Source organism: Kitasatospora sp. NPDC088742 (assembly GCF_055584905.1).
The window spans coordinates 20,126-42,210 of sequence record NZ_JBVJLD010000062.1 but is presented as its reverse complement, the minus strand read 5'-3'; the positions used below and the strand labels follow the sequence as shown (position 1 = coordinate 42,210).

Annotated in this window: 19 protein-coding genes; 11 read left to right on the top strand and 8 right to left on the bottom strand. The window is 71.0% G+C overall.

Annotation, left to right across the window (positions count from 1 at the left end):
- The first annotated feature begins 28 nt into the window (after nt 1-28).
- From ACZ6ZR_RS34120 to ACZ6ZR_RS34095, 6 genes are all read left to right on the top strand, one after another.
- Nucleotides 29-1,384: an MFS transporter gene (locus ACZ6ZR_RS34120; RefSeq protein WP_465649128.1), complete on the top strand. Its 1,356-nt coding sequence runs from the start codon at nt 29-31 to the stop codon at nt 1,382-1,384.
- A gap of 62 nt (nt 1,385-1,446) precedes the next feature.
- Nucleotides 1,447-3,369: a helix-turn-helix domain-containing protein gene (locus ACZ6ZR_RS34115; protein WP_465649126.1), complete on the top strand. Its 1,923-nt coding sequence runs from the start codon at nt 1,447-1,449 to the stop codon at nt 3,367-3,369.
- Nucleotides 3,370-3,585: 216 nt separating this feature from the next.
- The gene (gene lipB / locus ACZ6ZR_RS34110; RefSeq protein ID WP_465649142.1) at nt 3,586-4,356 is read left to right on the top strand and encodes a lipoyl(octanoyl) transferase LipB; all 771 of its coding nucleotides are present in this window, start codon (nt 3,586-3,588) and stop codon (nt 4,354-4,356) included.
- Between the two features lie 145 nt (nt 4,357-4,501).
- A complete protein-coding gene (locus ACZ6ZR_RS34105) occupies nt 4,502-5,455 on the top strand; it encodes a lipoyl synthase (protein ID WP_465649124.1) in 954 nt (317 codons plus the stop codon).
- A 119-nt stretch (nt 5,456-5,574) separates the two neighbouring features.
- The gene (locus ACZ6ZR_RS34100; protein ID WP_465649122.1) at nt 5,575-5,766 is read left to right on the top strand and encodes an SCO2195 family GlnR-regulated protein; all 192 of its coding nucleotides are present in this window, start codon (nt 5,575-5,577) and stop codon (nt 5,764-5,766) included.
- A gap of 108 nt (nt 5,767-5,874) precedes the next feature.
- Entirely contained in the window at nt 5,875-6,564 is a 690-nt protein-coding gene (locus ACZ6ZR_RS34095; RefSeq protein ID WP_465649120.1) for a DUF4191 domain-containing protein, read from the top strand.
- Between the two features lie 83 nt (nt 6,565-6,647).
- On the opposite strand, the gene ACZ6ZR_RS34090 is transcribed toward ACZ6ZR_RS34095, so the two are convergent.
- A complete protein-coding gene (locus ACZ6ZR_RS34090; protein ID WP_465649118.1) occupies nt 6,648-7,115 on the bottom strand; it encodes an RDD family protein in 468 nt (155 codons plus the stop codon).
- A 260-nt stretch (nt 7,116-7,375) separates the two neighbouring features.
- On the opposite strand from ACZ6ZR_RS34090, the gene glnA reads away from it, so the two are divergent.
- Nucleotides 7,376-8,788 carry a type I glutamate--ammonia ligase gene (gene glnA, locus ACZ6ZR_RS34085; protein ID WP_465649116.1) on the top strand — a complete coding sequence of 471 codons (1,413 nt, stop codon included), beginning with the start codon at nt 7,376-7,378 and terminating at the stop codon, nt 8,786-8,788.
- A 558-nt stretch (nt 8,789-9,346) separates the two neighbouring features.
- On the opposite strand, the gene ACZ6ZR_RS34080 is transcribed toward glnA, so the two are convergent.
- Nucleotides 9,347-10,444, bottom strand: a complete 1,098-nt coding sequence (locus tag ACZ6ZR_RS34080; RefSeq protein ID WP_465649114.1) for an RICIN domain-containing protein — start codon at nt 10,442-10,444, stop codon at nt 9,347-9,349.
- A gap of 99 nt (nt 10,445-10,543) precedes the next feature.
- Nucleotides 10,544-11,050 (bottom strand): transposase, encoded by a 507-nt coding sequence (locus ACZ6ZR_RS34075; protein WP_465649112.1) that lies wholly within the window; start codon nt 11,048-11,050, stop codon nt 10,544-10,546.
- Between the two features lie 1,145 nt (nt 11,051-12,195).
- On the opposite strand from ACZ6ZR_RS34075, the gene ACZ6ZR_RS34070 reads away from it, so the two are divergent.
- From ACZ6ZR_RS34070 to ACZ6ZR_RS34060, 3 genes are all read left to right on the top strand, one after another.
- Nucleotides 12,196-13,413, top strand: a complete 1,218-nt coding sequence (locus tag ACZ6ZR_RS34070; RefSeq protein ID WP_465649110.1) for a cytochrome P450 — start codon at nt 12,196-12,198, stop codon at nt 13,411-13,413.
- 181 nt (nt 13,414-13,594) lie between these two features.
- Nucleotides 13,595-14,719: a cytochrome P450 gene (locus ACZ6ZR_RS34065; RefSeq protein WP_465649108.1), complete on the top strand. Its 1,125-nt coding sequence runs from the start codon at nt 13,595-13,597 to the stop codon at nt 14,717-14,719.
- Nucleotides 14,720-14,795: 76 nt separating this feature from the next.
- Complete coding sequence (locus ACZ6ZR_RS34060) at nt 14,796-15,776, top strand: hypothetical protein (RefSeq protein WP_465649106.1); 981 nt, start codon at nt 14,796-14,798, stop codon at nt 15,774-15,776.
- A gap of 88 nt (nt 15,777-15,864) precedes the next feature.
- On the opposite strand, the gene ACZ6ZR_RS34055 is transcribed toward ACZ6ZR_RS34060, so the two are convergent.
- The 5 genes from ACZ6ZR_RS34055 to ACZ6ZR_RS34035 form a co-directional block, all read right to left on the bottom strand.
- On the bottom strand, nt 15,865-17,070 hold the full coding sequence (locus ACZ6ZR_RS34055; protein ID WP_465649104.1) for a cytochrome P450: 1,206 nt from the start codon (nt 17,068-17,070) through the stop codon (nt 15,865-15,867).
- A 642-nt stretch (nt 17,071-17,712) separates the two neighbouring features.
- Nucleotides 17,713-18,906 carry a S8 family peptidase gene (locus tag ACZ6ZR_RS34050; RefSeq protein ID WP_465649102.1) on the bottom strand — a complete coding sequence of 398 codons (1,194 nt, stop codon included), beginning with the start codon at nt 18,904-18,906 and terminating at the stop codon, nt 17,713-17,715.
- Between the two features lie 276 nt (nt 18,907-19,182).
- On the bottom strand, nt 19,183-19,680 hold the full coding sequence (locus tag ACZ6ZR_RS34045; protein WP_465649100.1) for a hypothetical protein: 498 nt from the start codon (nt 19,678-19,680) through the stop codon (nt 19,183-19,185).
- A gap of 191 nt (nt 19,681-19,871) precedes the next feature.
- Nucleotides 19,872-20,336, bottom strand: coding sequence for a hypothetical protein (locus tag ACZ6ZR_RS34040; RefSeq protein WP_465649098.1), 465 nt, complete (start codon nt 20,334-20,336; stop codon nt 19,872-19,874).
- 33 nt (nt 20,337-20,369) lie between these two features.
- Nucleotides 20,370-21,338 carry a GlxA family transcriptional regulator gene (locus ACZ6ZR_RS34035; protein ID WP_465649096.1) on the bottom strand — a complete coding sequence of 323 codons (969 nt, stop codon included), beginning with the start codon at nt 21,336-21,338 and terminating at the stop codon, nt 20,370-20,372.
- A 70-nt stretch (nt 21,339-21,408) separates the two neighbouring features.
- Here ACZ6ZR_RS34035 and ACZ6ZR_RS34030 point away from each other — a divergent pair, with 70 nt between their 5' ends.
- Nucleotides 21,409-22,062 carry an HD domain-containing protein gene (locus ACZ6ZR_RS34030; RefSeq protein WP_465649094.1) on the top strand — a complete coding sequence of 218 codons (654 nt, stop codon included), beginning with the start codon at nt 21,409-21,411 and terminating at the stop codon, nt 22,060-22,062.
- Nucleotides 22,063-22,085 lie beyond the last annotated feature (23 nt).

Here is a 22,085-nt window from a genome sequence, read left to right as displayed (position 1 = left end):
ACTCCATCTCCCGCAGAAGTGGTGACGCATGCCCAGTTCTCCCGACGCCGCGAGAACGACCGGCGCCTCCCTCAAGAAGGTCGTCGGCGCCAGCCTGATAGGTACCACTATCGAGTGGTATGACTACTTCTTGTACGGAACGGCCGCCGCGCTGGTCTTCAACAAGGTCTTCTTCCCGAACAGCGACCCGCTGACCGGCACCCTGCTCTCCTTCCTCACCTACGCCATCGGCTTCGCCGCCCGCCCGCTCGGCGCGCTGGTCTTCGGCCACTTCGGCGACCGGATCGGCCGCAAGAAGCTGCTGGTGCTGAGCCTGCTGCTGATGGGCGGCTCCACCACCCTGATCGGCGCGCTGCCGACGTACCATCAGGTCGGCGTCGCCGCACCGCTGTTGCTGACCGCGCTGCGCCTGGTGCAGGGCTTCGCGCTCGGCGGCGAGTGGGGCGGCGCGGTGCTGCTGGTCTCCGAGCACGGGGACGCGAAGCGGCGCGGCTTCTGGGCCTCCTGGCCGCAGGGCGGGGCCCCCGCGGGCAACCTGCTGGCGGCCGGCGTGCTCTCGCTGATGACCGCCGTGCTGCCGGACGAGGCCTTCGTCGCCTGGGGCTGGCGGGTGCCGTTCCTGCTCTCCGCGCTGCTGGTGATGGTCGGCCTGTGGATCCGGCTGGCGGTGGACGAGTCCCCGCTGTTCAAGCAGGCGCTGGCCGCCAGCGAGGCCCGCAGGGCACAGGCGCCCGAGCAGCCGCCGCTGGTCGCGGTGCTGCGCCACCACTGGCGCGAGGTGCTCACCGCGGTGGGCGCGCGGATGGCGGAGAACATCTCCTACTACGTGATGACCACCTTCGTGCTGGCCTACGCGGTCGGCCACGTGCACCTGCCCAAGCAGACCGCGCTGAACGCGGTGCTGATCGCCTCGGCCATCCAGTTCGCGCTGATCCCGGTCTTCGGGGCGCTCTCCGACCGGGTCGGCCGCAGGCCGGTCTACCTGGTCGGCGCGGTCGGGGTCGGCGTCTGGGCCTTCGTCTTCTTCGGGCTGGTGGACACCAAGAGCTTCGGCTCGCTGCTGCTCGCGATCACCGTCGGCCTGGTGTTCCACTCGATGATGTACGCCCCGCAGGCGGCCTTCTTCTCCGAGCTGTTCGCCACCCGGATGCGGTACTCCGGTGCCTCCATCGGCGCCCAGTTCGCCTCGGTGGCGGCCGGCGCCCCGGCGCCGCTGATCGCCACCGCGCTGCTCAAGGACTACGGCAGCTCCACCCCGATCTCGGTCTATGTGGCGATCGCCGCGGTGATCACCGTGGTCGCGGTGCTGTGCGCCCGGGAGACCCGCGGCCGCGACCTCGCCGAGGTCGGCAGCGACGAGGCCCCCGCCCTGGCGAAGGTCTGACCTCCGAACGGCCGGTACCCCTTCGGTACCGGCCGTTCCGCACCCGGCAGAGAACTGGCACGATGGCCCGCACCATGGACGACCCGCCCCTCCCCACCAGCGCCGCCGCCCTCCGGCGGCTGCTCGACCTGCTCGCCTCCGGCGCCGCCACCGAGGACTTCGGCGAGGTGCTCGCCGAGGCCCGCCGCCGGGGTGCCCCGGGCGCGGTGCTGGCCGAGATCGACGACGCCACCTGGCTGGCCCTGCGGGTGCACCGGACGCTCCGTCAGCACCGGCGCCGGGAGGCCGAACTGACGGCCCTCTTCGACACCGCCGGGGACCTGGCCGCCTCCCGGGACCTGGACTCCGTCCTCCAGGCGATCGTCCGCCGGGCCCGGATGCTGCTCGGCACCGACACCGCCTACCTGACCCTGCCGGACCGGGCCGCCGGGGACACCTACATGCGGGTCACCGACGGCTCCGTCTCCGCGCTCTTCCAGAACCTGCGGCTCAGCCTCGGCGACGGCCTCGGCGGCCTGGTCGCGCAGACCGCCCGCCCGTACGCGAGCCCCGACTACCGGACCGACGAACGCTTCCACCACACCGGCACCATCGACGCCGGCGTGCTGGACGAGGGCCTGGTCGCCATCATCGGCGTGCCGCTGCTGCTCGGCGGCCAGGTGATCGGCGTGCTGTTCGCCGCCGACCGCTCGGCCCGGGCCTTCTCCCCCGACGAGGTGGCGCTGCTCTGCACCCTGGCCGCGCACGCCGCCATCGCCCTGGACACCGCCAACTCGCTGGCCGAGACCCGGGCCGCACTGGCCGAGCTGAACGCCGCCAACGCCGTCATCCAGGCCCACTCCGAGGCCGTCCAGCGCGCCGAACGGGCCCACGACCGGCTCACCGACCTGGTGCTGCGCGGCGCGGAGGTCCCGGACGTGGCCGCCGCCGTGGCCGCCCTGCTCGGCGGCGAGGTGGGCGTGTACGACGCCGAGGGGCTCGTACTGTCGGGGCGCGCGCCGGGGCCTGACGGACTGTCGGAGCTCGCCGCCGCCTCACGCGCCGAGGGGCGCGCGGTCCGCCACGGCGACGCCTGGATCTGCGTGGTGCTGGCCGGCCAGGAACCGCTCGGCGCCATCGTGCTGCTCGGCCGCCCCGGGCTGGACGACGCCGACCGCAGGCTCTTCGAGCGGGCCGGGGTGGTCACCGCTCTGCTGCTGCTCCTGCGGCGCTCCGTCGCCGAGGCCGAGAACCGGGTCCGCGGCGAACTGGTCGCCGACCTGCTCACCGCCCCCGGCCGCGACCCGGCCGGCCTGGTGGCCCGCGGCCGCCGCCTCGGCGTGGACCTCGGCCGCCCGCACCTGGTGCTGGTCGCCGCCGCCCCACCGGCCGCCCCGCCCGCCGACCGGGCCCGGCTGGCCGGGGCCGCCGCCCGCTACCTCTTCGGCGCGCGCGGCCTGAGCGCCGAACACGGCGAGGCCGTGGTGCTGCTGCTCCCTGACGAAGGGTCACCGAGCCCGGGCGAGGCCGCCGCCCAGGCCGCCGAACGCCTGGCCCGGCTGACCGGCACGCCGGTGACGGTCGGCGCCGGCCGGATCGCGGCCGGGCCGGTGGAGCTGGCCGCCGCGTACGGGGAGGGGCTGCGGTGCGTGCGTGCCCTGCGGGTGCTCGGCCGCGAGGGGGACGGCGCCTCCGCGGCCGACCTCGGCTTCCTGGGCGTCCTGCTCGGCGACGGGCACGACGTGGCCGCCTTCGTCCGGGCCACGCTCGGGCCGCTGCTCGACTACGACGCACGGCGCGGCACGGAGCTGGTCCGCACCCTGCGCTCGTACTTCGACTGCGGCGGCAGCCTCACCCGCGCCAAGGACGAGCTCCACGTGCACGTCAACACCGTCGTCCAACGCCTCGACCGCGTCGAGGTGCTGCTCGGCCCGGACTGGAACCACCCCGAACGCAGCCTGGAGCTCCAGCTCGCACTCCGCCTCCAGCTCTTGGCAGGCGACTGACCGCCCACGGCGCTCAGGGGCACGGGGAACTGCGCGAAGCGGAAGGCGGCCCGGTGTCAGGTCGGGGCACGTCGGCCAGTTGCACGTGCTGCCGTTCCCCTGCGCGCAGTTCCTCGCGCCCCCGGGATGACCTAATTCGCGCAGGCGTACAGTGGCGTGGTCGGTTTTGACGCCTGGCAAGGAGCAGCGGTGAGCGAGCACGTACGGTTCGTGCACATGGGCATAGGCGAGCGCTCGGTCCCCTACGAAGAGGCCTGGGCCGAGCAGCAGCGGCTGCACGCGCTCCGGGTGGCCGACGAGATCCCCGACACCGTGCTGCTGCTGGAGCACCAGCCGGTGTACACCGCCGGCAAGCGCACCAACCCCGAGGACTACCCCCTCGACGGCACCCCCGTGGTGCAGGTCAACCGGGGCGGCGAGATCACCTGGCACGGCCCCGGCCAGCTGGTCGGCTACCCGATCGTGAAGCTGCCGGACCCGATCGACGTGGTCGCGTACGTCCGCCGGCTGGAGGAGGCGCTGATCCGCGCCTGCGGCGAGCTCGGCATCGCCACCACCCGGATCGAGGGCCGCAGCGGCGTCTGGAAGCTCGGCGAGGAGATCCCGGGCGCGGTGGTGGACCCGTCCGAGGTGGTCGAGATCGGCAAGCTGACCCTGCGGATGGGCCTGCCGCTCGGCATCGACCCCCGGCTGGCCGGCCCCGAGTACGCGCCCTCCAACGCGGGCCAGCGCGGCGACGACCGCAAGCTGGCGGCGATCGGCGTCCGGGTCGCCCGGGGCGTCACGATGCACGGCTTCGCGCTCAACTGCGACCCCGACATGACATGGTTCGACCGGATCGTGCCCTGCGGGATCCGGGACGCCGGGGTCGGTTCGATCAGTTCCGAACTGGGCCGCGACTTCGGCGTCGCCCCGGCCCTGCCGGTGGTGGAGCGGCACCTGCGCGAGGTGCTGGCCGAGCTCCCGGAGCCCGCCCTGGCCCGCTGAGGTCCCGTATCGGTACCTTCCGGGCGGGAATGCCGCCCGCCCGTCACGCGCTGTCGTCCCTGCGAATACAGGGCCTGCGCCCGGTGAAACCCGCACAAGCACAGGCGTACCCTAGGGGTACCCCGTCTAGTTCTAGGAGTCGCACGTGTCCGCTGTCGCGCCCGACGGCAGGAAGCTCCTCCGCCTGGAGGTCCGCAACAGCGAGACCCCCATCGAGCGGAAGCCCGAGTGGATCAAGACCCGAGCCAAGATGGGGCCCGAGTACAACGCCCTCCAGTCGCTGGTGAAGAAGGAGGGGCTGCACACGGTCTGCCAGGAGGCCGGCTGCCCCAACATCTTCGAGTGCTGGGAGGACCGCGAGGCCACCTTCCTCATCGGCGGTGACCAGTGCACCCGCCGCTGCGACTTCTGCCAGATCGACACCGGCAAGCCCGCCGACTTCGACCGGGACGAGCCGCGCCGGGTCGCCGAGTCCATCGTCACGATGGACCTCAACTACGCCACCATCACCGGTGTCGCCCGTGACGACCTGCCCGACGGCGGCGCCTGGCTGTACGCCGAGACCGTCCGCCAGGTGCACGCGCTGACCGCCGGCCGCGAGACCGGCCGCACCGGCGTCGAGCTGCTCATCCCGGACTTCAACGCCGTCCCCGAGCAGCTGGCCGAGGTCTTCTCCTCCCGCCCCGAGGTGCTCGCGCACAACGTCGAGACGGTGCCGCGGATCTTCAAGCGGATCCGCCCGGCCTTCCGCTACGAGCGCTCGCTGGACGTCATCACCCAGGCCCGCGCGGCCGGGCTGGTCACCAAGTCCAACCTGATCCTGGGCATGGGCGAGACCCGCGAGGAGGTCAGCCAGGCGCTGGCCGACCTGGTCGGGGCCGGCTGCGAGCTGATCACCATCACCCAGTACCTGCGCCCCTCGGTGCGGCACCACCCCGTCGAGCGCTGGGTCAAGCCGCACGAGTTCGTCGAGCTCCAGCAGGAGGCCGAGGAGCTGGGCTTCGCCGGCGTCATGTCGGGCCCGCTGGTCCGCTCCTCGTACCGCGCCGGGCGGCTGTACCGGCAGGCGCTGGAGCACCGCGAGCGCGCGGCGGTCTGATCGGACGTAGGGCGGAGGCCGGGGCGGGCGCCCCGGCCTCCGGCCTTTTCCGACGGCTTTTCATCGGGCTTTGACCGTTCGGTCACCGTCCGGCAACACAGGAGGGGGAGGCTGTGAGCATGCAGAAGAAGACCGGAGTCCTGGTTTACGCACTGCGTCGCACCGAGCGGGTGCTGCTGGCCGGCGGCCAGCTGAGGGCCCGCCGCAACGCCTGGTCGGCCGTCGTGGAGAACCGGCAGCACGCCGCGGACCGCGCCGAGGTGGCCGGGCTCTTCCCGGCCGAGGCCGACGTACAGCGCCGCCACGCCTGACCTGGGCGGTCGTGGGGTGGCCGTCGAGCACCTGTCGGGGGCGCGTCCGGGTTGCAGTTTGGGGGCGCCCTTGGATATCCCGTGCTCCCGCCACGTACCATGAGCATTATGGCGAGGCAAACATCCGAAACCCCTGGGCGGCTCAAGCAGATCCGCCAGGCGTACACCATGACCAAGAAGGTCGACACCAAGATCGGCCTGATCATCGCGGCCATCGGTCTGCTCACCTTCGGCGTGTTCCTCGCCATCGGCTTTGCGATCGACCACCCGATCTACCTGGGCATCCTCGGCTTCATCGTGGCCTTCCTGGCCATGGCGATCGTCTTCGGACGACGCGCCGAGCGTGCCGCGTTCGGCCAGATGGAGGGTCAGCCGGGCGCCGTCGCGGCCGTGCTGAACAACATCCGTCGCGGCTGGAACGCCAACCCGACCCCGGTCGCGGTCACCCGCAACCAGGACGCCGTCTACCGGGCGATCGGCCGCCCCGGCATCGCGCTGATCGGCGAGGGCAACCCGAACCGGGTGCGTGCCCTGCTGGCCTCCGAGAAGAAGAAGATGGCCCGCGTGGTCGGCGACATCCCGGTGCACGACATCGTGGTGGGCAACGGCGAGGGCGAGGTGCCGCTGAAGAAGCTCCAGGTGCACCTGATGCGCCTGCCGCGCTCCATCACCCCGGGCCAGGTCACCGAGACCAACGACCGCCTGCGCGCGCTGGGCGACCTGCTCTCCAAGGCCCCGATCCCCAAGGGCCCGATGCCCAAGGGCGCCCGGATGCCCAAGGGCGGCCAGGTCCGCTGACCGCTCCCCCACCGACACCACGGCCCCGTCGCGAGACTCTCGCGGCGGGGCCGTTCACTTGCGCCGCTGGTGCGCGGCCGGACTCAGATCCGCACCTCGACGGTGCGCACGGCCTTGTCGTGCAGGCCCCGGGTGTCGCGGTCCCAGACCGCCGCCGGGATCACCAGACAGAGCAGCAGGGTGCGCAGCAGCACCTGAGGGATGCTCGCCCGGCCGCCGTCCAGCCGGATCACCCGAAGGCCGAACAGCCGCTTGCCGACGGTCGTGCCGGTGGTGGAGAGCAGCAGCACGGTGATGACGTAGAGCAGCGGCATGGTCCACAGGTTGGCCGTGCCCGGGTCGCCCTTGGCGATCAGCCCGAACGAGATCAGGCTGCACAGCCAGCTGTCCACGCACAGCGCGCCGAGCCGGCGGCCCGGACCGGCCAGCGAGCCGGAGCCCTCCTTGGGCAGGCCGAGGCGCTCACCCCGGTATCCGAAGTCGGCGCCCATCTTCTCGGCGGCGGCCTTCGGTCCGTCGATCCACGATCCCAACGCTTCTCTGGTGTCCACGAATCCACACTATCCGGGCAGTCCCGGCGATCTTCGAGCCCCTCCCCCCGAGCGGGTGAATCGCTTCCGACGGCCTCCTGCGAATGGTCTGGACCACTTGTCGGGCAGGCGCCGTCCCCAGGTGGTGTTTTGCCCGGAACCGTACGCCTTTGACTCCCCCTTGAGCAGGCCGGTTAACATTCAGGAAACGATGGGGTCACCGGCCAGAAACGGCCGATTCCTAGGGTTGACCCCTAAAACACGCTCGCTGAGGAGGATGGATGTTCAACAACGCCGCCGAGGTCAAGCAGTACATCGCGGAGAACGACATCAAGTTCGTCGACGTGAGGTTCTGCGACCTGCCGGGCGTCATGCAGCACTTCTCCGTGCCAGCGGCGACCTTCGACCCGTCCGAGACCCTGATGTTCGACGGCTCGTCGATCCGCGGTTTCCAGGCCATCCACGAGTCCGACATGGCGCTCGTCCCGGACCTGGCCACCGCCCGGCTGGACCCGTTCCGCAAGGAGAAGCACCTCAACATCAACTTCTTCATCCAGGACCCGATCACCGGCGAGGCCTACAGCCGCGACCCGCGCAACGTCGCCCGCAAGGCCGAGGCCTACCTGGCCTCCTCCGGCATTGCCGACACCGCCTACTTCGGGCCCGAGGCCGAGTTCTACGTCTTCGACTCGGTCCGCTTCGAGACCAGCGCCAACGCCTCGTACTACCACATCGACTCCGAGGCCGGCGCCTGGAACTCCGGCTCCGAGACCGGTGACGTGCGCGGCTACAAGGTCAAGTACAAGGGCGGCTACTTCCCCACCCCGCCGGTCGACCACTTCGCCGACCTGCGCGCCGAGATGTCCCTCGAACTCGCCGCCGCCGGGCTGGAGGTGGAGCGCCAGCACCACGAGGTGGGCACCGCCGGGCAGGCCGAGATCAACTACAAGTTCAACACCCTGCTGCACTCCGCCGACGACCTGATGCTGTTCAAGTACATCATCAAGAACGTGGCCTGGCGGAACGGCAAGACCGCCACCTTCATGCCCAAGCCGATCTTCGGCGACAACGGCTCCGGCATGCACGTCCACCAGTCCCTGTGGACCGAGGGCTCCCCGCTCTTCTACGACGAGCAGGGCTACGCCGGCCTCTCCGACACCGCCCGCTACTACATCGGCGGCATCCTCAAGCACGCCGCCTCGCTGCTCGCGTTCACCAACCCCTCGGTGAACTCCTACCACCGCCTGGTCCCCGGCTTCGAGGCACCGGTCAACCTGGTCTACTCCCAGCGCAACCGCTCCGCCGCGATCCGCATCCCGATCACCGGCTCCAACGCCAAGGCCAAGCGCATCGAGTTCCGCGCGCCCGACCCGGCCTCCAACCCGTACCTGGCCTTCGCCGCCATGCTGATGGCCGGCCTGGACGGCATCAAGAACAAGATCGAGCCCCTCGAGCCCGTCGACAAGGACCTCTACGAGCTGGCCCCCGACGAGCACGCCTCCGTCCCCCAGGTCCCCAACTCCCTCGGCGCCGTCCTCGACGCCCTGGAGGCCGACCACGAGTACCTGCTGGCCGGCGGCGTCTTCACCCCGGACCTGATCGAGACCTGGATCGACTACAAGCGCACCCACGAGATCGCCCCGATCGCGCTCCGCCCGCACCCGCACGAGTTCGAGCTGTACTACGACCTGTAGGACCCCCCTCTGACCTGCGGAAACGCAGTTTGATCTCTCATCGTTTCCGCAGGTCAGGCAGGGTCCTGACCTGCGGAAACGCGTCGCGGGGGGGTCGGCTGCAGTACCTCTGGGGCTCGCGATGTGAAATGAGTGTGAAATGAGCAGGGGTAGATCGAACTCGCCATGACGCCTTCTTGCCCCTGCCAGCATTGGGGAGTACGCCATCTCGCTACTCTCAGTAGCCATAGCTCGCGGCTCCCGGCCCGGCAGGTTCGATCTCTTACCGGCACTGCGCCATCAGGCGAGGTGTCACCTGTGCCCGCCAAGCAGCGGAGCCTGCCATCATCGGGCCGCGCCGGTTCAACGGGCGGCTGATCGGTATTCCGGCCGGCGCGGAGGTCAGCAGCACCGTCGAGAGCCCCGCAGTGGTCGCCTGAGTGAACCGCCCAGGCGGTGCTCGGCGCCCGCACCCGCGACTCGGCGGCGCACACCACCGCGGACCGTATTCCGCCTGCCTTCCACCACCGCTTGCCGAAGCGAGGCGAGTTCGACGATCGGAGGGGTCAACTGATCCCGCTACGCGCACTTGCGGATGGTCACCCGGCCGCCGTTCTTGGTCATCTCACTGGAGTGCGGCGCGAGACAGAGCCCCGTCCACTGGTTGGCGAAGGTGTAGGTACCGCTGATCTTGGTCGGGTTGACCGACCAGAGCTGGTTGCCCGAGTCCCAGCGGGTCTCGCAGCCCCACCACATGAGCTGGGTGTTCTGGCCGGGCGGGGTGCCGTTGTTGTAGGGGACTGTGAGGCAGTAGCCGTTGTTGTTGCGGATGGTGAAATAGCCGTTGCTCGCCTTGACGGCGTTCCATTTCTGCGCGGCCCCGCCGTCGCAGGTACGCTGCACCACGAGCCCGCCGTTGGGGACGGTGGGGCCGATGGCCAGGCACTTGCCGCTCAGCAGGTTCTTGTAGGGAGCCTTGCCACCGGCCGACCACATGTCGTAGGTCTTGGTGGTCGGCGGGTCCTGCCCGCAGATGTCCCTCAGCTCCGTGTCGGTCATCTTGCGGCTCTGATACAACCAGGCGAAGGACCGGCTGGTGTCCGGCACCCGGACGACCGCGTTCTTGACGAGCTCGTTCTTGTTGCCGTCGTAGCGGGCATCGATGTCGACGACCGCCTCGATCAGCGGCTCCTTGACCTCGATCCAGCCGACGCTGCCCAGGGGGACCGCGGCGGTGTGCGTGTGGGTGTCGCTGGTGCTCCAGGTCCAGCTCCAACCGAGCTTGGGCCCGACGGAGGCCTCCCAGTCACCGAACTTCTTCTTCCCGCCGATGTCGAGGCCGAAGGAGAAGCTGGTGGAGGAGCTCTTGGTTCCGGCGACGCTCACGCTGCCGCTACTGGTGCAGCCGTAGGCGATGGGGCTCTTCCCACTGCCGAGCGTGTCGGGCATGGTGGCCTCGCCCCATACTTGCTTGCTGCTTTTGAAGGTGAGGTAGCACTCGGGGTCCCAGTAGATGATGTCCCCGGCCTGCGTGGGCCTCGGGTCGGCGCAGTCCTCGGCTACCTGCGCGGGCGACTTGGCCGCTACCTGTGCGGGCGACTTGGCCGCCGCGAACGCCGTCGGGGTCAGCGGGAAGTAGCTCATTATCAAGGCGAGCAACACGATCGTCTTCTTCATGTTCTTCACGGGGCGTGAGCTTAGGGATCATGAATGGCCGCCGAGGGAACGCCGTATGTATCTCAGGGGCATTGCATGGTTGCGGTCTGTCCGGATTGATCACGTGAGGCCGAGGATTCGCAGGGGTCGGGTGTGGTCGCGGCCGGTGTGGCGGAGGGCAGGGGCGATGTTGGTGTGGCCGTTCTGGCGGAAGATGCCGATGGCGAGGTTGCGCAGGCCGGCCATGGTGCGGGGCAGGTGGCCGGTGCGGACTTTGGAGTCGTCCTCGCGGAAGGTCCGGTCTCGGACGTGGTGCAGGAGGTTCTCGATGCCCCAGTGGCCCCTGATCCAGGTGGCGAGCTGGACGGCGGTGGCATCGTAGGTGTCCAGGCTAGTGATCAGGTAGACCCGTTCGATGGTGAGCTTTCGGCACCGTGCCTGCACTGCTTTCCGGGGAACAACCATCCCCAGAACGAGACATGACATCACATCACAAGACCGGCGAACCGGACCGATCTCGAACATGCAATGCCCCTGGGTGAGTCGCCCGTCAAGCGAGCCGGTGGCAAGCGCGGCCAGTTGGTCGGGGTCGGCCAGCTCGGTCAGGCCAAGGACCGCGACATCCATGCGGTCCGGGGAACCGCGCCAGTTCGGCCCGCTGTCCTCGCCGCCACTCGGTGGCACTGTGTAGCAACCGACCTGGACGGCGCGGCCGCCTACTCGGCGCCGCTCGGCGCTTCTCGTTGCGTCTCATCGTCAAGGGCGCCGCGTGTGCACTGGTTGTGAAATGATCTTCCCTGAGGCCTACGTTTCCGCAGCTCAGAGGCATGTTCGATCAGAACTACGACCTGTAGGGGTACCTCTGACCTGCGGAGACGCAGTTCGATCTCTCAACGTTTCCGCAGGTCAGATGCCCTTCTGACCTGCGGAAACGTCATCAGAGCACGAGGGGGTTGAGCGCGCCGGGAGCAGGGAGGCTGCGGGGGGGGGTGCGTGCGGGGCGCCCTCCCGGGCACAGGAAGGGCGCTGGTGGCCCGGTCCGATCGGGACGGGCAGCACGGACCGGTGTGGGCGGCCTGCCACCAACCGGTACAGACCATGGCCGCCAGACATCCCGGGGCAACCAATCCGCCCCAGGGCATCCATCGGCGCAGCAACCTCGCCCGGCGGTGCGACCTGCGACAGCCCCGGCAGCCCGTCAAGGGCCAACCGACCGGATCGACCACAACCTTCGTACTCAGATCGCGGGCCCTCGCGAGATCGAGGAGGCGGTCGGCGCGATCGTCTTCGGTGAACCGCTCCCGGAAGTCGGACAGCACGCTGAGGTGGAAGCCGGAATCGTCCGGGTCCAGGCACGAGTACGTACTTGAGGTCGATCCGGCACCGCCCGGCCTCCGCAGCAGCACGGTCGGACAGGCCGAACAGGAACTGCAGCACGCTTACCGTGGCCAACTGGCCGGGCGACAGACCCGGCAGCCCGTCGCGCGGCTACCAGCCGACGAAGTCGTCGTCGCGACGAGGCTGCCCACTGACCACGCTCGTCAGCCCGGCTCCGTCAAGATCACCGACTGAGTCGAGCCAACTCTGCGTCAGAACAAACCACCCGGTTGAACACCCGAGGTCAAGGAGGACGCGGGGCCCCGTGGGCAAGGGGCTCGGCGGGCCCTCGTGGCGGTTCGGTGACGTCCGGACGGGTGACCTTCCGCGTGCTGCGCGTGCCCAGGACCCACCGGACGGTCGACGATCACCGGGGGCGACGCGAAGGGAACGATGTGGTCACCAGTACCGGGCTCGATCCGGACGTCCTGCTTCAGCAGCTGTTCTCGACCACCGGGCGCCAGGACCCCTATCCCTGGTACACCCGGCTGCGCGAGGCGGCCCCGGTCCACCGGACCGCTGACGGAACGTACGTGATCAGCCGGTACGCGGAGGCCGCGGCGGTGGTCGGCGATCCGGTGTTCGGGGTCAAGGACGCCGCCTGGTTCGACCACCGTGCCCCCGGCTGGCGGAGCAGCCCCGGGATGTCGCTGTTCTGCTCGTCGATGCTGTTCCAGGACGGGCCGGGCCACCTCCGGACGCGCCGGCTGATGTCGGCGGCCTTCGCTCCCCGTCGGCTGGAGGTCCTGCGCAGGTCGGTGCAGGCCATGACCGAGCGTCAGCTGGACCGCCTCGCGGACGCCGCCGAGGCCGACCTGCACCGCGAGCTCACTCTGCCGGTCCCCCTCGCCACCGCCTGCGCACTGATCGGGGTGCCGACGGAGGACGCCACCGTGGTGTACGACCTGGTGCAGCCCCTGCTCGGTCTGATGGACCCGGTGGTCGACGCCCGTACGCTGGTCCGCTGCGACCGCGCGGCGCTCCGGCTGCGCCCCTACCTCGGTGACCTCCTGACGGAGCGGCGGCGGCGCCCGCTCGACGATCTGGCCTCCGGCCTGGCCGCCGCCCAGGGGCGCGGGCTGCTGGCGGACGGCGAGGCCGAGGCTGCCCTGGTTCTCGCCATGGTCGCCGGGTTCGACACGACCGTCACCCTGCTGGACAACACCCTCCGGGCACTGACGGCGGATCCGGCCCTGGCCGCCTCGGTGGCGCGCTCCACCGCCGCCCTGGGCGCCGCCGTGGAGGAGACGCTGCGCTTCGACCCACCCGCACAGGTGCTCACCCGGGTCGCCAGGCAGGACGCCGTGGCCGGTGAGCTGCGCGTCGAGGCCGGGCAGGACGTCCTGGTCCTGCTCGGCGCCGCCCACCGCGATCCCGAACGCTTCCCCGACCCCGAGCTGTTCGACCTCCGGCGCCCCTCCGGCCGGGTGCTCTCCTTCGGTGGCGGTGCGCACTACTGCCTCGGGGCAGCGCTGGCCCGGATGGAGGCGGGGGTGGTACTGCCCGCGCTGTTCCGCCGATTCCCGCTACTCGCACCTGCCGGGCCCCCCGGGAGCAACGGCCGTATCACGATGCGGGGTTGGCGTTCACTGCCGATGACGCTGCGTCCGTAGCCCGTTCCAACGAGGAGTGGCCGCCATGTCGCTGCAAATGTCCGACACACCATCCGCCTGTCCTGCCTCCCTGCCCCGGCTGGCAGCCGGCGACACGAGCCGGTGGGACGCCCACCGGGACTTCCGGGCCCTTCGGTCGGCAGCGCCGGTCCAACCCGTGCTGGTACCCGGCGGACAGGTGGTGTGGACGGTCACGGGCTACGCCGAGGCGCGGCAGGCACTGGTGGCGCCCGGCCTCGCCCACGATCTGCGCCGGCTGCGGTCGCCGGAGCAGGGATTCGGGGGCCGCCGCTGCCCGGGCGACCTGTTCGCGGTGGAGGGCCGTCACCTGCTCAACAGCGACGGCGCCGACCACGCCCGGCTGCGCGGTCTGCTCACTCCACTGCTGTCGCGGACGGCCGTCCTACCCTGGCGGCCGGTGGTCGAGGAGATCTGCACCGAGCTGGCCGAGGCGATGGCCCGACGGCCGGCCGCCGATCTGGTCGCGGACTACGCCGAGCCGCTGTCCGTCCGGATGACGGCCCGGGTGCTGGGAATTCCGGCGCAACACGTCCCCCGGCTGGCCGAGCTGACCCGGGCCATGGTGACCGCGGGCGATCCGACGGCCGCGCCCGTCCGGCGGGACCGGGTCGAGCTGTTCCGGCTCTGGGCACGCATCCTCGGCGAGCAGCGGCGTTCGCCCGGCGAGGACCTGCTCGGGAGGCTGGCGGCGGCCTGCGGGCGCGGCGAGCTGACGGCGCAGGAACTGACCTCGGTGGCCTGGGGGCTGTTCTCCGGCGGGATCGCGCCCACCACGACGCTGATCGCGGTGGGCGCCGTGGAGCTGATCCGCGCCTCGGATCCGCTCGCCCTCCTCGGCCCCGGCTCCGGAGCCGTCGCGGTCGAGGAGCTCCTGCGGCTCACCAGCCCGTTCGCCTTCTCCGCCTGGCGCTTCGCCGTCGAACCCGTGGACATCGCGGGCACGGTGATTCCCGAAGGCGCCGTCGTGCTGGTCGCGTTGGCCGCGGCCAACCGCGACCCGGGGTGGTTCCCGGAGCCCGACCGGCTGGCAGTCGGCGGCAGGGCGGGTGCCCAACTGGCCTTCGGCCGGGGACCGCACCACTGCCCGGGCACCCACCTGGCCCGGTCGGCGGCCGAGGTTGCGCTGACCGTGCTGTTCACCCGCCTCCCCGGCCTGCGGCTGGCCGTTCCCGAGCAGGATCTACGGTGGCGGGGCGTGCTGGTCGAACGGTGCTTCGAGGCCGTCCCGGTCCGCACCGGGACGGGGCCCAGCCGTTCGGATGGGCTCGATGGGCCGAGCGAATGAGATCAACCCGTACACGCACCAGCATGGTCCGGGACGGGAACGATGGGCGGAGCACCGATCTCCGGAGGACCCCACCGTGATCCGATCGCACCGCACCGCTCGGCAGTTGGCCCTGTCCTGCGCCGCCACCTTGGCCGTGATGGCCGCCGGCCAGCTGCCCGGCTCGGCCGCAGCGACCGAGCCCGCCCCGGCCGCCGTCGTCGACCTGACCATCGACACCCAGCAGGACCCGGTGGCGCCCGGCCACAGCGGTACCCAGTACGTGACCGTCTCCAACAGCGGGGACCGCACCACCGGCCAGTCGCTGGTCACCCTGGTGACACCCGCCTACACCAACATCGACCGTGACCGGCCGCTGCCGGACGGCTGCTCCCTCCGGTACCAGAACCTCGACCCCACCGTGCCCGAGGTGGTCAACTGCCTGCTCCCCGCCGGACTGGAGCAGGGGCAGCCGGTCAGGCTGCCGATCCCCCTGAAGGTCACCGAGCGGGCTCGGCTGACCGGCATCCTCCCGGATCTGGTGAGCGTCGTCCCGGCGCCCGACTCGCCGGACGTCGAGGCGAACCTCAACGACAACTGGTCCGTCGCCTCGCTCACCCTGGTCCAGCCGACCCCGCCGCTCCCGCACGGCAACCAGGTCAGCCTGTACCTGTCCCAGGACCGACCGGTCCTGTCTGCCGACCTGACGACGAAGCAGACCTTCAGCTACGGGAACCTCGGCCCGAACGCGACCATCGGCCCCGTCCAGCTGACCGTGGTCACACCGTTCGGGACCAACGTCGACCGCGAGCAGCCGCTCCCGGACGGCTGCCGGATCGAGCTCTCGGACGAGAGCATCGCCACCCCCGAGATCGTGGTCTGCAGCCTGCCCGCCCTCGGGGTCGGCCAGGACGCCGCCCTGGTGCTGCCGGTTCGGGGCGTGCCGAACGTCCCCGTCGGCAATCTGGTGGGCACCGCCCTGGTCGCCCCGCAGTCCGACTGCGACGTCGAGACCGACCAGACCGACAACTGGGCCCTGGCCGGCCTGAAGGTGCTCAGCCGACCCGCTCCGCGGTGACGCTTCGTCACCGCGGAGCCGAACCCGTGCCGGACCGGACCTGCGGGTCCGGTCCGGTTCTCGCGCGGTGTGATCAGGCGGGGCGTGATCAGTGGGCGGTGAGGGTGACCGGGAGTTCGGCCAGCCCGCGGATGGCGGCGGTGATGTTCTTGTGGCGGGGGCGGGCGGCGGACGGTTCGATCCGCCTGGTCCGGGTGAGCAGGCGGCCGAGGGCGAGACGGGCTTCCAACTGGGCCAACGGCGCGCCGAGGCAGTAGTGGATGCCGGCGCCGAAACACAGGTGCGGGTTGTGCAGGCGCTCCAGGTCGAGCCGGTCGGGCTGGGCGAAGACACGGGGGTCACGGTTGGCGGAGCCGATCAACAGGGCGACCGGTGTGCCCTCGGGCAGCGGCGTGCCGGCGACCACGGCGGGGCGCTGGACGGTGCGGAACGTGATCTGGATCGAGGAGTCGTAGCGCAGCAGCTCGTCCATGGCGCGCCTGCCGAGCTGGCCGGCCCGGACCCGGCCTCGGGCGGCCGCCAGTTGCTCCGGATGCTCCAGCAAGGCGTGAACACTGTTGGCGATGATGTTGGCAGTCGTCTCGTACCCGGCCATCAGCAGGAGCGCGTACATCGGGATCAGGTCGCGCCGGGCGAGGGTGTGACCGGAGTCCGCCTCCGCGATCAGGGCGCTCAGCGCGTCGTCACCGGGAGTGCGGCGTCGTTCGGTGATCTGACGGCGCAGGTAGGCGACGAAGCCGGCGGCCGCCGTTCGGGCGGCATCCCGATCGTGATCGCTGATGGAGTAGGCCGGGTCGAGGAGCCTGCCGATCGGCGGGGTCTGTTCGCGGATCCACGGCTGGTCCTGCTCGGGTAGCGCGAAGAGGCTGCACACCACGCGCAGCGAGAGCGGGTAGGCGAAGTCCGCGAGGATGTCGACGTGCTGTTTGGCCAGGGCGGCATCGAGCAGCTCGTCGACGAACACGCCGATCCGGGGGGCCAGTTCACGGATCGCCCGGGGATTGAAGAAGCGGTAGGCCAGGCGGCGCAGCGGCCCGTGGTCGGGCGGGTCCATACCGAGGAAGGAGAAGATCCGGTTCGGCGCGGTGACCGGCCCGTGGCCCAGTCGGCTGTCCCGCAGGGCCGCCGACACATCAGCGTGCCGGGTCACCACTGCCATGCCGTGCGGGGCTTCGCAGAGCGCGGCCGCCTCCCGGGCCTGGGCGTAGCGCAGGTAGGGGTCGGAGTGCAGTGCGGGATCAAACGGGTCGAAGTACTGCCGGGCTGCGGCCGAAGACTCAAGCTGCAGGTGCAATTCCCTCTCCTCTCACCGGGACGGGTGACATCCGCCCTCCCGTGCCTCCCACTCGAGGACTGCCGCCACAAACCGTCTGCAGTCGAACCTAATCCGTGGCGAGACGGAGGGTGTGAGCCGCGCCAAGCAGTTCACTCCCGCAGCCCCACAAGATCTGACAGTGACGGCCGCCGACGTGAGCACCTCGGCCACCGGCTCTCCAGGTACTCGCCCTTCTTGCAGAAGCTCCCGTGCTGCGGACGAGGTCGACGTGACCGTGGCTGTCCGCTCCCCGGCGGATCGCCGACCATCTGCTCGTCCCGGAGGGCAGGTCAAGCCCCGACCGGGGAGGGAACGGCAGATTCGGGACAAGTGCCGGGAATGCCGGACATCTGCCCTCGCTCACCAGAGAGGTGCACCTGCTCTTGCAGTGGATACGACGTCGCACGCGCATCCTCGCAGTTCAGGAGCACCTCTCTCCAACTCTGCGTCAGACCCACCCTCTTGGTCGAACACCCGAGGTCAACTGGAGCAGGCGCGGCAGCGCCGGGCATGGGGGCGTCCACCTGCGCGGCCCGGTTCCGAGTCCGTGAGGCACATGCGGACGGCGTCCACCTGCCCCTGCCGGCTTCCGGGCGCTCGGCATCAGCCGTGCCCCGGCGGTCAGAGATCTCCGGTGTTGAGCAGTTCGTTCGCAGAGTCCGGGCTCACCGTGAGCACGTTCTTGGTGGACTGCTCGTTGAGCCAGTCGGCGACACCGTTCGGGGTCGTGTCCGGATTCTCCGCCTTGTAGAGGGCGGCGACACCGGCCACGTGTGCGCCGGCCGCCGAGGTGCCGTCCATGGCCACGGCGCCGCCACCGAGCTTGGCCGAGAGGATGTTCACGCCGGGGGCGTAGATGTTGAGACAGCGGCCGAAGTTGCTGAAGGCGGCCTGCCGGTCGTTCACATCGGTCGCCCCGACGGTGAAGGTCCGCCTGGCCCCGGCCGGGGAGACGTCGCAGGCGTCCTGCGCACCGTTGCCCGCCGCGACCACGGGCAGCACGCTCCGGTAGTCGACGGCGTTGATCGCCCTGTCCACCGCGGGGCTTGAGGCGCCACCCAGCGAAACGTCGAGCACGGCGGGGAGCTTGGCGTACCCGGCTACCCAGTCGAACCCGGCGATGACCCCGGACCAGCTGCCTCTGGCGTCACAGCCCAGCACCCGGACGCTGACCAGCGACACCTCCGACGCCACCCCATAGGTGGCCCCGCCCACGCTCCCCGCGACATGGGTGCCGTGGCCCTGGCAATCCTGCCCGTTCCGGCCGTCACCCATCGCGTCGAATCCGGGCACCGCCCGGCCGCCGAACTCGGCGTGCTGGTAGTCGATTCCGGTGTCCACCACGTACACGGTGACACCCCTGCCGGTCCCGTGGACGTCGAACTGCCCGTCCAGCGGCAGCTTCTGCTGGTCGACCCGGTCCAGTCCCCAGGTGGTGGCGGGAACCCGGGGCACCCGGGTCTCCTCGCCGAACGCGGTGGCGGTGGCATCCTGTTCGACCGCCTCGGTCTCCGGGCGGTTCCGTACCGCGTCGACCTGGGCGGGGGCCAGCTGGGCGGCGAAGCCGTTCAGCGCCGCCGAGTAGACGAACAGCGGCACCACTCCCGGCAGTTGTCCGCGGACGAAGTCTGCCGGATCTACACCCTTCTTCAACGTGACGATGTACTGGTCAGGGATCGGCACCGCGGTCCGGTGCAGCGGGGCGGGCTCGGCCCGCTGCACGGTCCCGGCGCTCCGGGCGACGGCGGTCGGTGCCGCCACCAGTGGGGACAGCAGGAGAAGTGCGGCCGACGCACGGCACGCGGACAGTCGCATGGAACACTCCGAACGGTAGGGACATCCCGGAGCGGCCGGGCCCGGGGCCAAGCCTTCGCCCGCCCGATGATCCTTCGCCCACGACACACTGTGCGCTTGAGCGCTTCCATCCGTCCAGCCCACACCCATCACCCCCGGACGGGGACGGGAACGGCGCGGATCCGTCTCCGGACGGCGACTTCCGGGACGGCTTTCCCTCCTTTCGTGACACGGCGCACCACTCCGGGACGGACGGGTTCGCACTCGGGCCGCCAACTCGGCACAGGGGCCGAGAAATTACCGAAGAGGCCTGAACCTCTCCTGTGAATCGGCAGCCGCTGCCTGGGCGCCGCCGGCCAGGTCGATGCCGGTGCCGCCGGTGTGGGCGATCTCGACGCCGGTGAAGGTGATCCGCGAGCCGCGGTGCACCTGGACGGCGGCGGGGATGCGGGTGGGGGCGTGGGTGGTGGCGTCCCAGAGCACGCCGGCCTGGTTGTCGATGCAGCCGGCCGTGGAGGGCAGCGTCCAGGTGGTGTACGCGAAGGTCAGGCCCCGGAACGTGATGTCGTGCGCGGGCGCGATCGCGTCCGGTACCACGGTGAAGCCGTCGACGACCGGGTACGAACCGGAGGTCTTCACCAGCTTGACGGTGTGCTGACCCCTGGTCAGGCCGCTGACGGAGGCGACGACCTGCTGGGCGAGCCGCGACGAGGCGAAGGCGGTCACGCTCTGCACCTTGCTGCCGTCGACGTAGACGTCGATGCCGCCCTCGTCGGCGTTGGCCTCCGACAGCACGTCGACCCCGGTGCCGGTGAAGGTCTAGTGCCGTGCCCGGCAAGGTTTGCCCCGTCGCGTCGTTCGGTGCGTGCTATCGGCGTGCCGGGCGAAGGCCCGTCGTAGCGGAGCTACCCGGGCTTTTGGCCGGTGCGGCGAGAGTGCGCACCGGGCGGCGTGACGGGGCAAACCTTGCCGGGCACGGCACTAGCTCACCGAATCGCCGTTGGCCGTGGTGGCGTGCACGTCGTTGAGCGGGTCGCCGAGCCCGCGCCCGCCGTTGGACCCCCAGCCGGAGCCGGTGTAGGTGATCCCCGAGTCGCTGTCGTTGACCGGGGCGAGGTGGCCGGGGCGAGGTGGCCGGGGGTGCCGCTCACGTTCAACAGCGTCTGCTGCTTGGGCAGTTCCACGTCGGCGGTGCCGAGGTTCTCACCGGCGCGCGGCTTGTAGTAGACGTGTCCGGCCGCGCTGTCGAGGTAGAACTCGCCTGCGGTGTCGAGCAGTTGGTAGGCGTTCTCGACGTAGGTGACGGCGTTCAGGGCCGGGAGGCCGGCGCCGTTGAAGGGGAAGCCCCGGTTGGGCACCGAGGTGTTGTTGTTCGCGAAGCAGGCCGGATCGACGTCGAGGCTGGACCCGCCGCCGCTCGGCACGGTGATGCTCGCCAGCGGGCAACGCATCTGCTTCCACTGAGCGCGGATGGTGCCCACCGGTCATGACGAAGCTTCAGGGCGGGTGCGGAACGTGGCGCGGTAGGCGCTCGGTGGGACGCCGACCTCGCGGGTGAAGTGGGCGCGGAGCGTCGTCGGCGATCCGAACCCGGTGGCCGTGGCGATGCGTTCGACGGAGAGCTCGGTGCTCTCCAACAGCTGCTGGGCGCGGTGGATCCGGGCCCGGAGCAGCCACTGGAGCGGCGTCGTGCCGACCTGGGCGCGGAACCGGCGGGTCAGGGTGCGGACGCTCATCGCCCCGTGGCGGGCGATCTCGTCGAGGAGCAGCGGCCGGTGGAGCTGGCTCTCCATCCAGGCGAGCACCGGCTGCAGTGCGGTTCCGGTGTCCTCGGGGGCCTCGTGCCGGATGAACTGGGCCTGTCCGCCGTCGCGTTGGAGCGGCATGACGATCCGGCGGGCCGTGGCCGCGGCCACCTCCGAGCCGTGGTCGGCGCGGACGAGGTGGAGGCAGAGGTCGATGCCGGCCGCCACCCCGGCGGAGGTCGACACGGAGCCGTTGTCGACGAACAGCACGGCGGGGTCGACCTCGACCAGGGGGTGACGGCGCGCCAGTTCCTCCGCGTGCAGCCAGTGGGTGGTGGCCCGGAGACCGTCCAGCAGGCCGGTGGCGGCGAGCAGGAACGCCCCTACGCAGATCGAGGCGATCCGGGCTCCGCGCTCGGCCCCCGCCCGGAGCAACTCGACCACCTCGCCGGGCTGGCCGTCCAGGCAGGAGTCGTGACCGGGCACGACGACGGTGTCGGCGTCGAGGAGGCCGTCCAGGCCCCACGGGGTCTCCAGCCGCATGGCGCCGAACCGCGGAGAGGTGCTCGCCCCACCCGGGGCGGAGCAGACGCGGACCTCGTACAGCGGCTCCCCGCGCTCGTCGGTGGCGGTACCGAACACCTGGCCCGCCGCCGCCAGATCGAATGCGACGACCCCGTCGAGCGCGAGCACCGCGACCACATGCATGGCCAGAACCTAGCGCAGATGGTCATTCGAGACACTGTCACGACCGAACGCACGGTCAGAGGATCTCCATATGACCGATCACTTCAGCGAGTTCACCCTTCCCGACACCACACTGACCCGCAGGGCCCACGCACTGGCCGAACGGACCGTGACGCCGGCCATCGCCAACCACAGCCTGCGCGCGTACCTCTTCGGCCGTGCGCTCGGAGCCGCACGAGGGCTGCGGCCGGGCGAGGCCTACGACGACGAACTGCTTTTCCTCGCCTGCGTCCTGCACGATACGGGCCTGTCCGAGGCGGCCGGACACGGCGAGCGCTTCGAGGTCGAGGGAGCGGACCTGGCCGCGGCGTTCCTGCGGGCGGACGGGGTCGGCGACGAGCAGGTCCGGACCGTCTGGGAGGCGATCGCCCTGCACTCGAGCGTGGGCATCGCCCACCGCATGCGCCCGGTGACCGCGCTCACCCACCTCGGCGTCGGCGCCGACGTCACCGCCCGCGGCACCGAGGCGCTGCCGGCGGGCTTCGCCGAGCAGGTGCACGCCGCGTTCCCGAGGCTGGAACCGGACGCCGGCCTGACGGACGCGATCGCGGAGCACGCCCGCCGCCACCCGGCCGGGGCTCCGCTGTTCAGCCTGGGCTTCGAGGTGCTCCGCCAGACCGATCCCGGTACGCCCGTCCCGGACTTCCGCCACGACCTCTGCTCCGCCTGGCCCGGCGTGGCCTGAGGACGGCTTGGCCTGACGACGGC

Bases quoted from the DNA above. Each gene is read 5' to 3' on its own strand.
- ACZ6ZR_RS34040 (WP_465649098.1), bottom strand. From the start codon at position 20,336: ATGCGTTGCCCGCTGGCGAGCATCACCGTGCCGAGCGGCGGCGGGTCC.
- ACZ6ZR_RS34095 (WP_465649120.1), top strand. From the start codon at position 5,875: ATGGCGAGGCAAACATCCGAAACCCCTGGGCGGCTCAAGCAGATCCGC.
- ACZ6ZR_RS34075 (WP_465649112.1), bottom strand. From the start codon at position 11,050: ATGGATGTCGCGGTCCTTGGCCTGACCGAGCTGGCCGACCCCGACCAA.
- ACZ6ZR_RS34120 (WP_465649128.1), top strand. From the start codon at position 29: ATGCCCAGTTCTCCCGACGCCGCGAGAACGACCGGCGCCTCCCTCAAG.
- ACZ6ZR_RS34115 (WP_465649126.1), top strand. From the start codon at position 1,447: ATGGCCCGCACCATGGACGACCCGCCCCTCCCCACCAGCGCCGCCGCC.
- lipB (WP_465649142.1), top strand. From the start codon at position 3,586: ATGGGCATAGGCGAGCGCTCGGTCCCCTACGAAGAGGCCTGGGCCGAG.
- ACZ6ZR_RS34080 (WP_465649114.1), bottom strand. From the start codon at position 10,444: ATGAAGAAGACGATCGTGTTGCTCGCCTTGATAATGAGCTACTTCCCG.
- ACZ6ZR_RS34100 (WP_465649122.1), top strand. From the start codon at position 5,575: ATGCAGAAGAAGACCGGAGTCCTGGTTTACGCACTGCGTCGCACCGAG.
- ACZ6ZR_RS34035 (WP_465649096.1), bottom strand. From the start codon at position 21,338: ATGCATGTGGTCGCGGTGCTCGCGCTCGACGGGGTCGTCGCATTCGAT.
- glnA (WP_465649116.1), top strand. From the start codon at position 7,376: ATGTTCAACAACGCCGCCGAGGTCAAGCAGTACATCGCGGAGAACGAC.
- ACZ6ZR_RS34050 (WP_465649102.1), bottom strand. From the start codon at position 18,906: ATGCGACTGTCCGCGTGCCGTGCGTCGGCCGCACTTCTCCTGCTGTCC.
- ACZ6ZR_RS34030 (WP_465649094.1), top strand. From the start codon at position 21,409: ATGACCGATCACTTCAGCGAGTTCACCCTTCCCGACACCACACTGACC.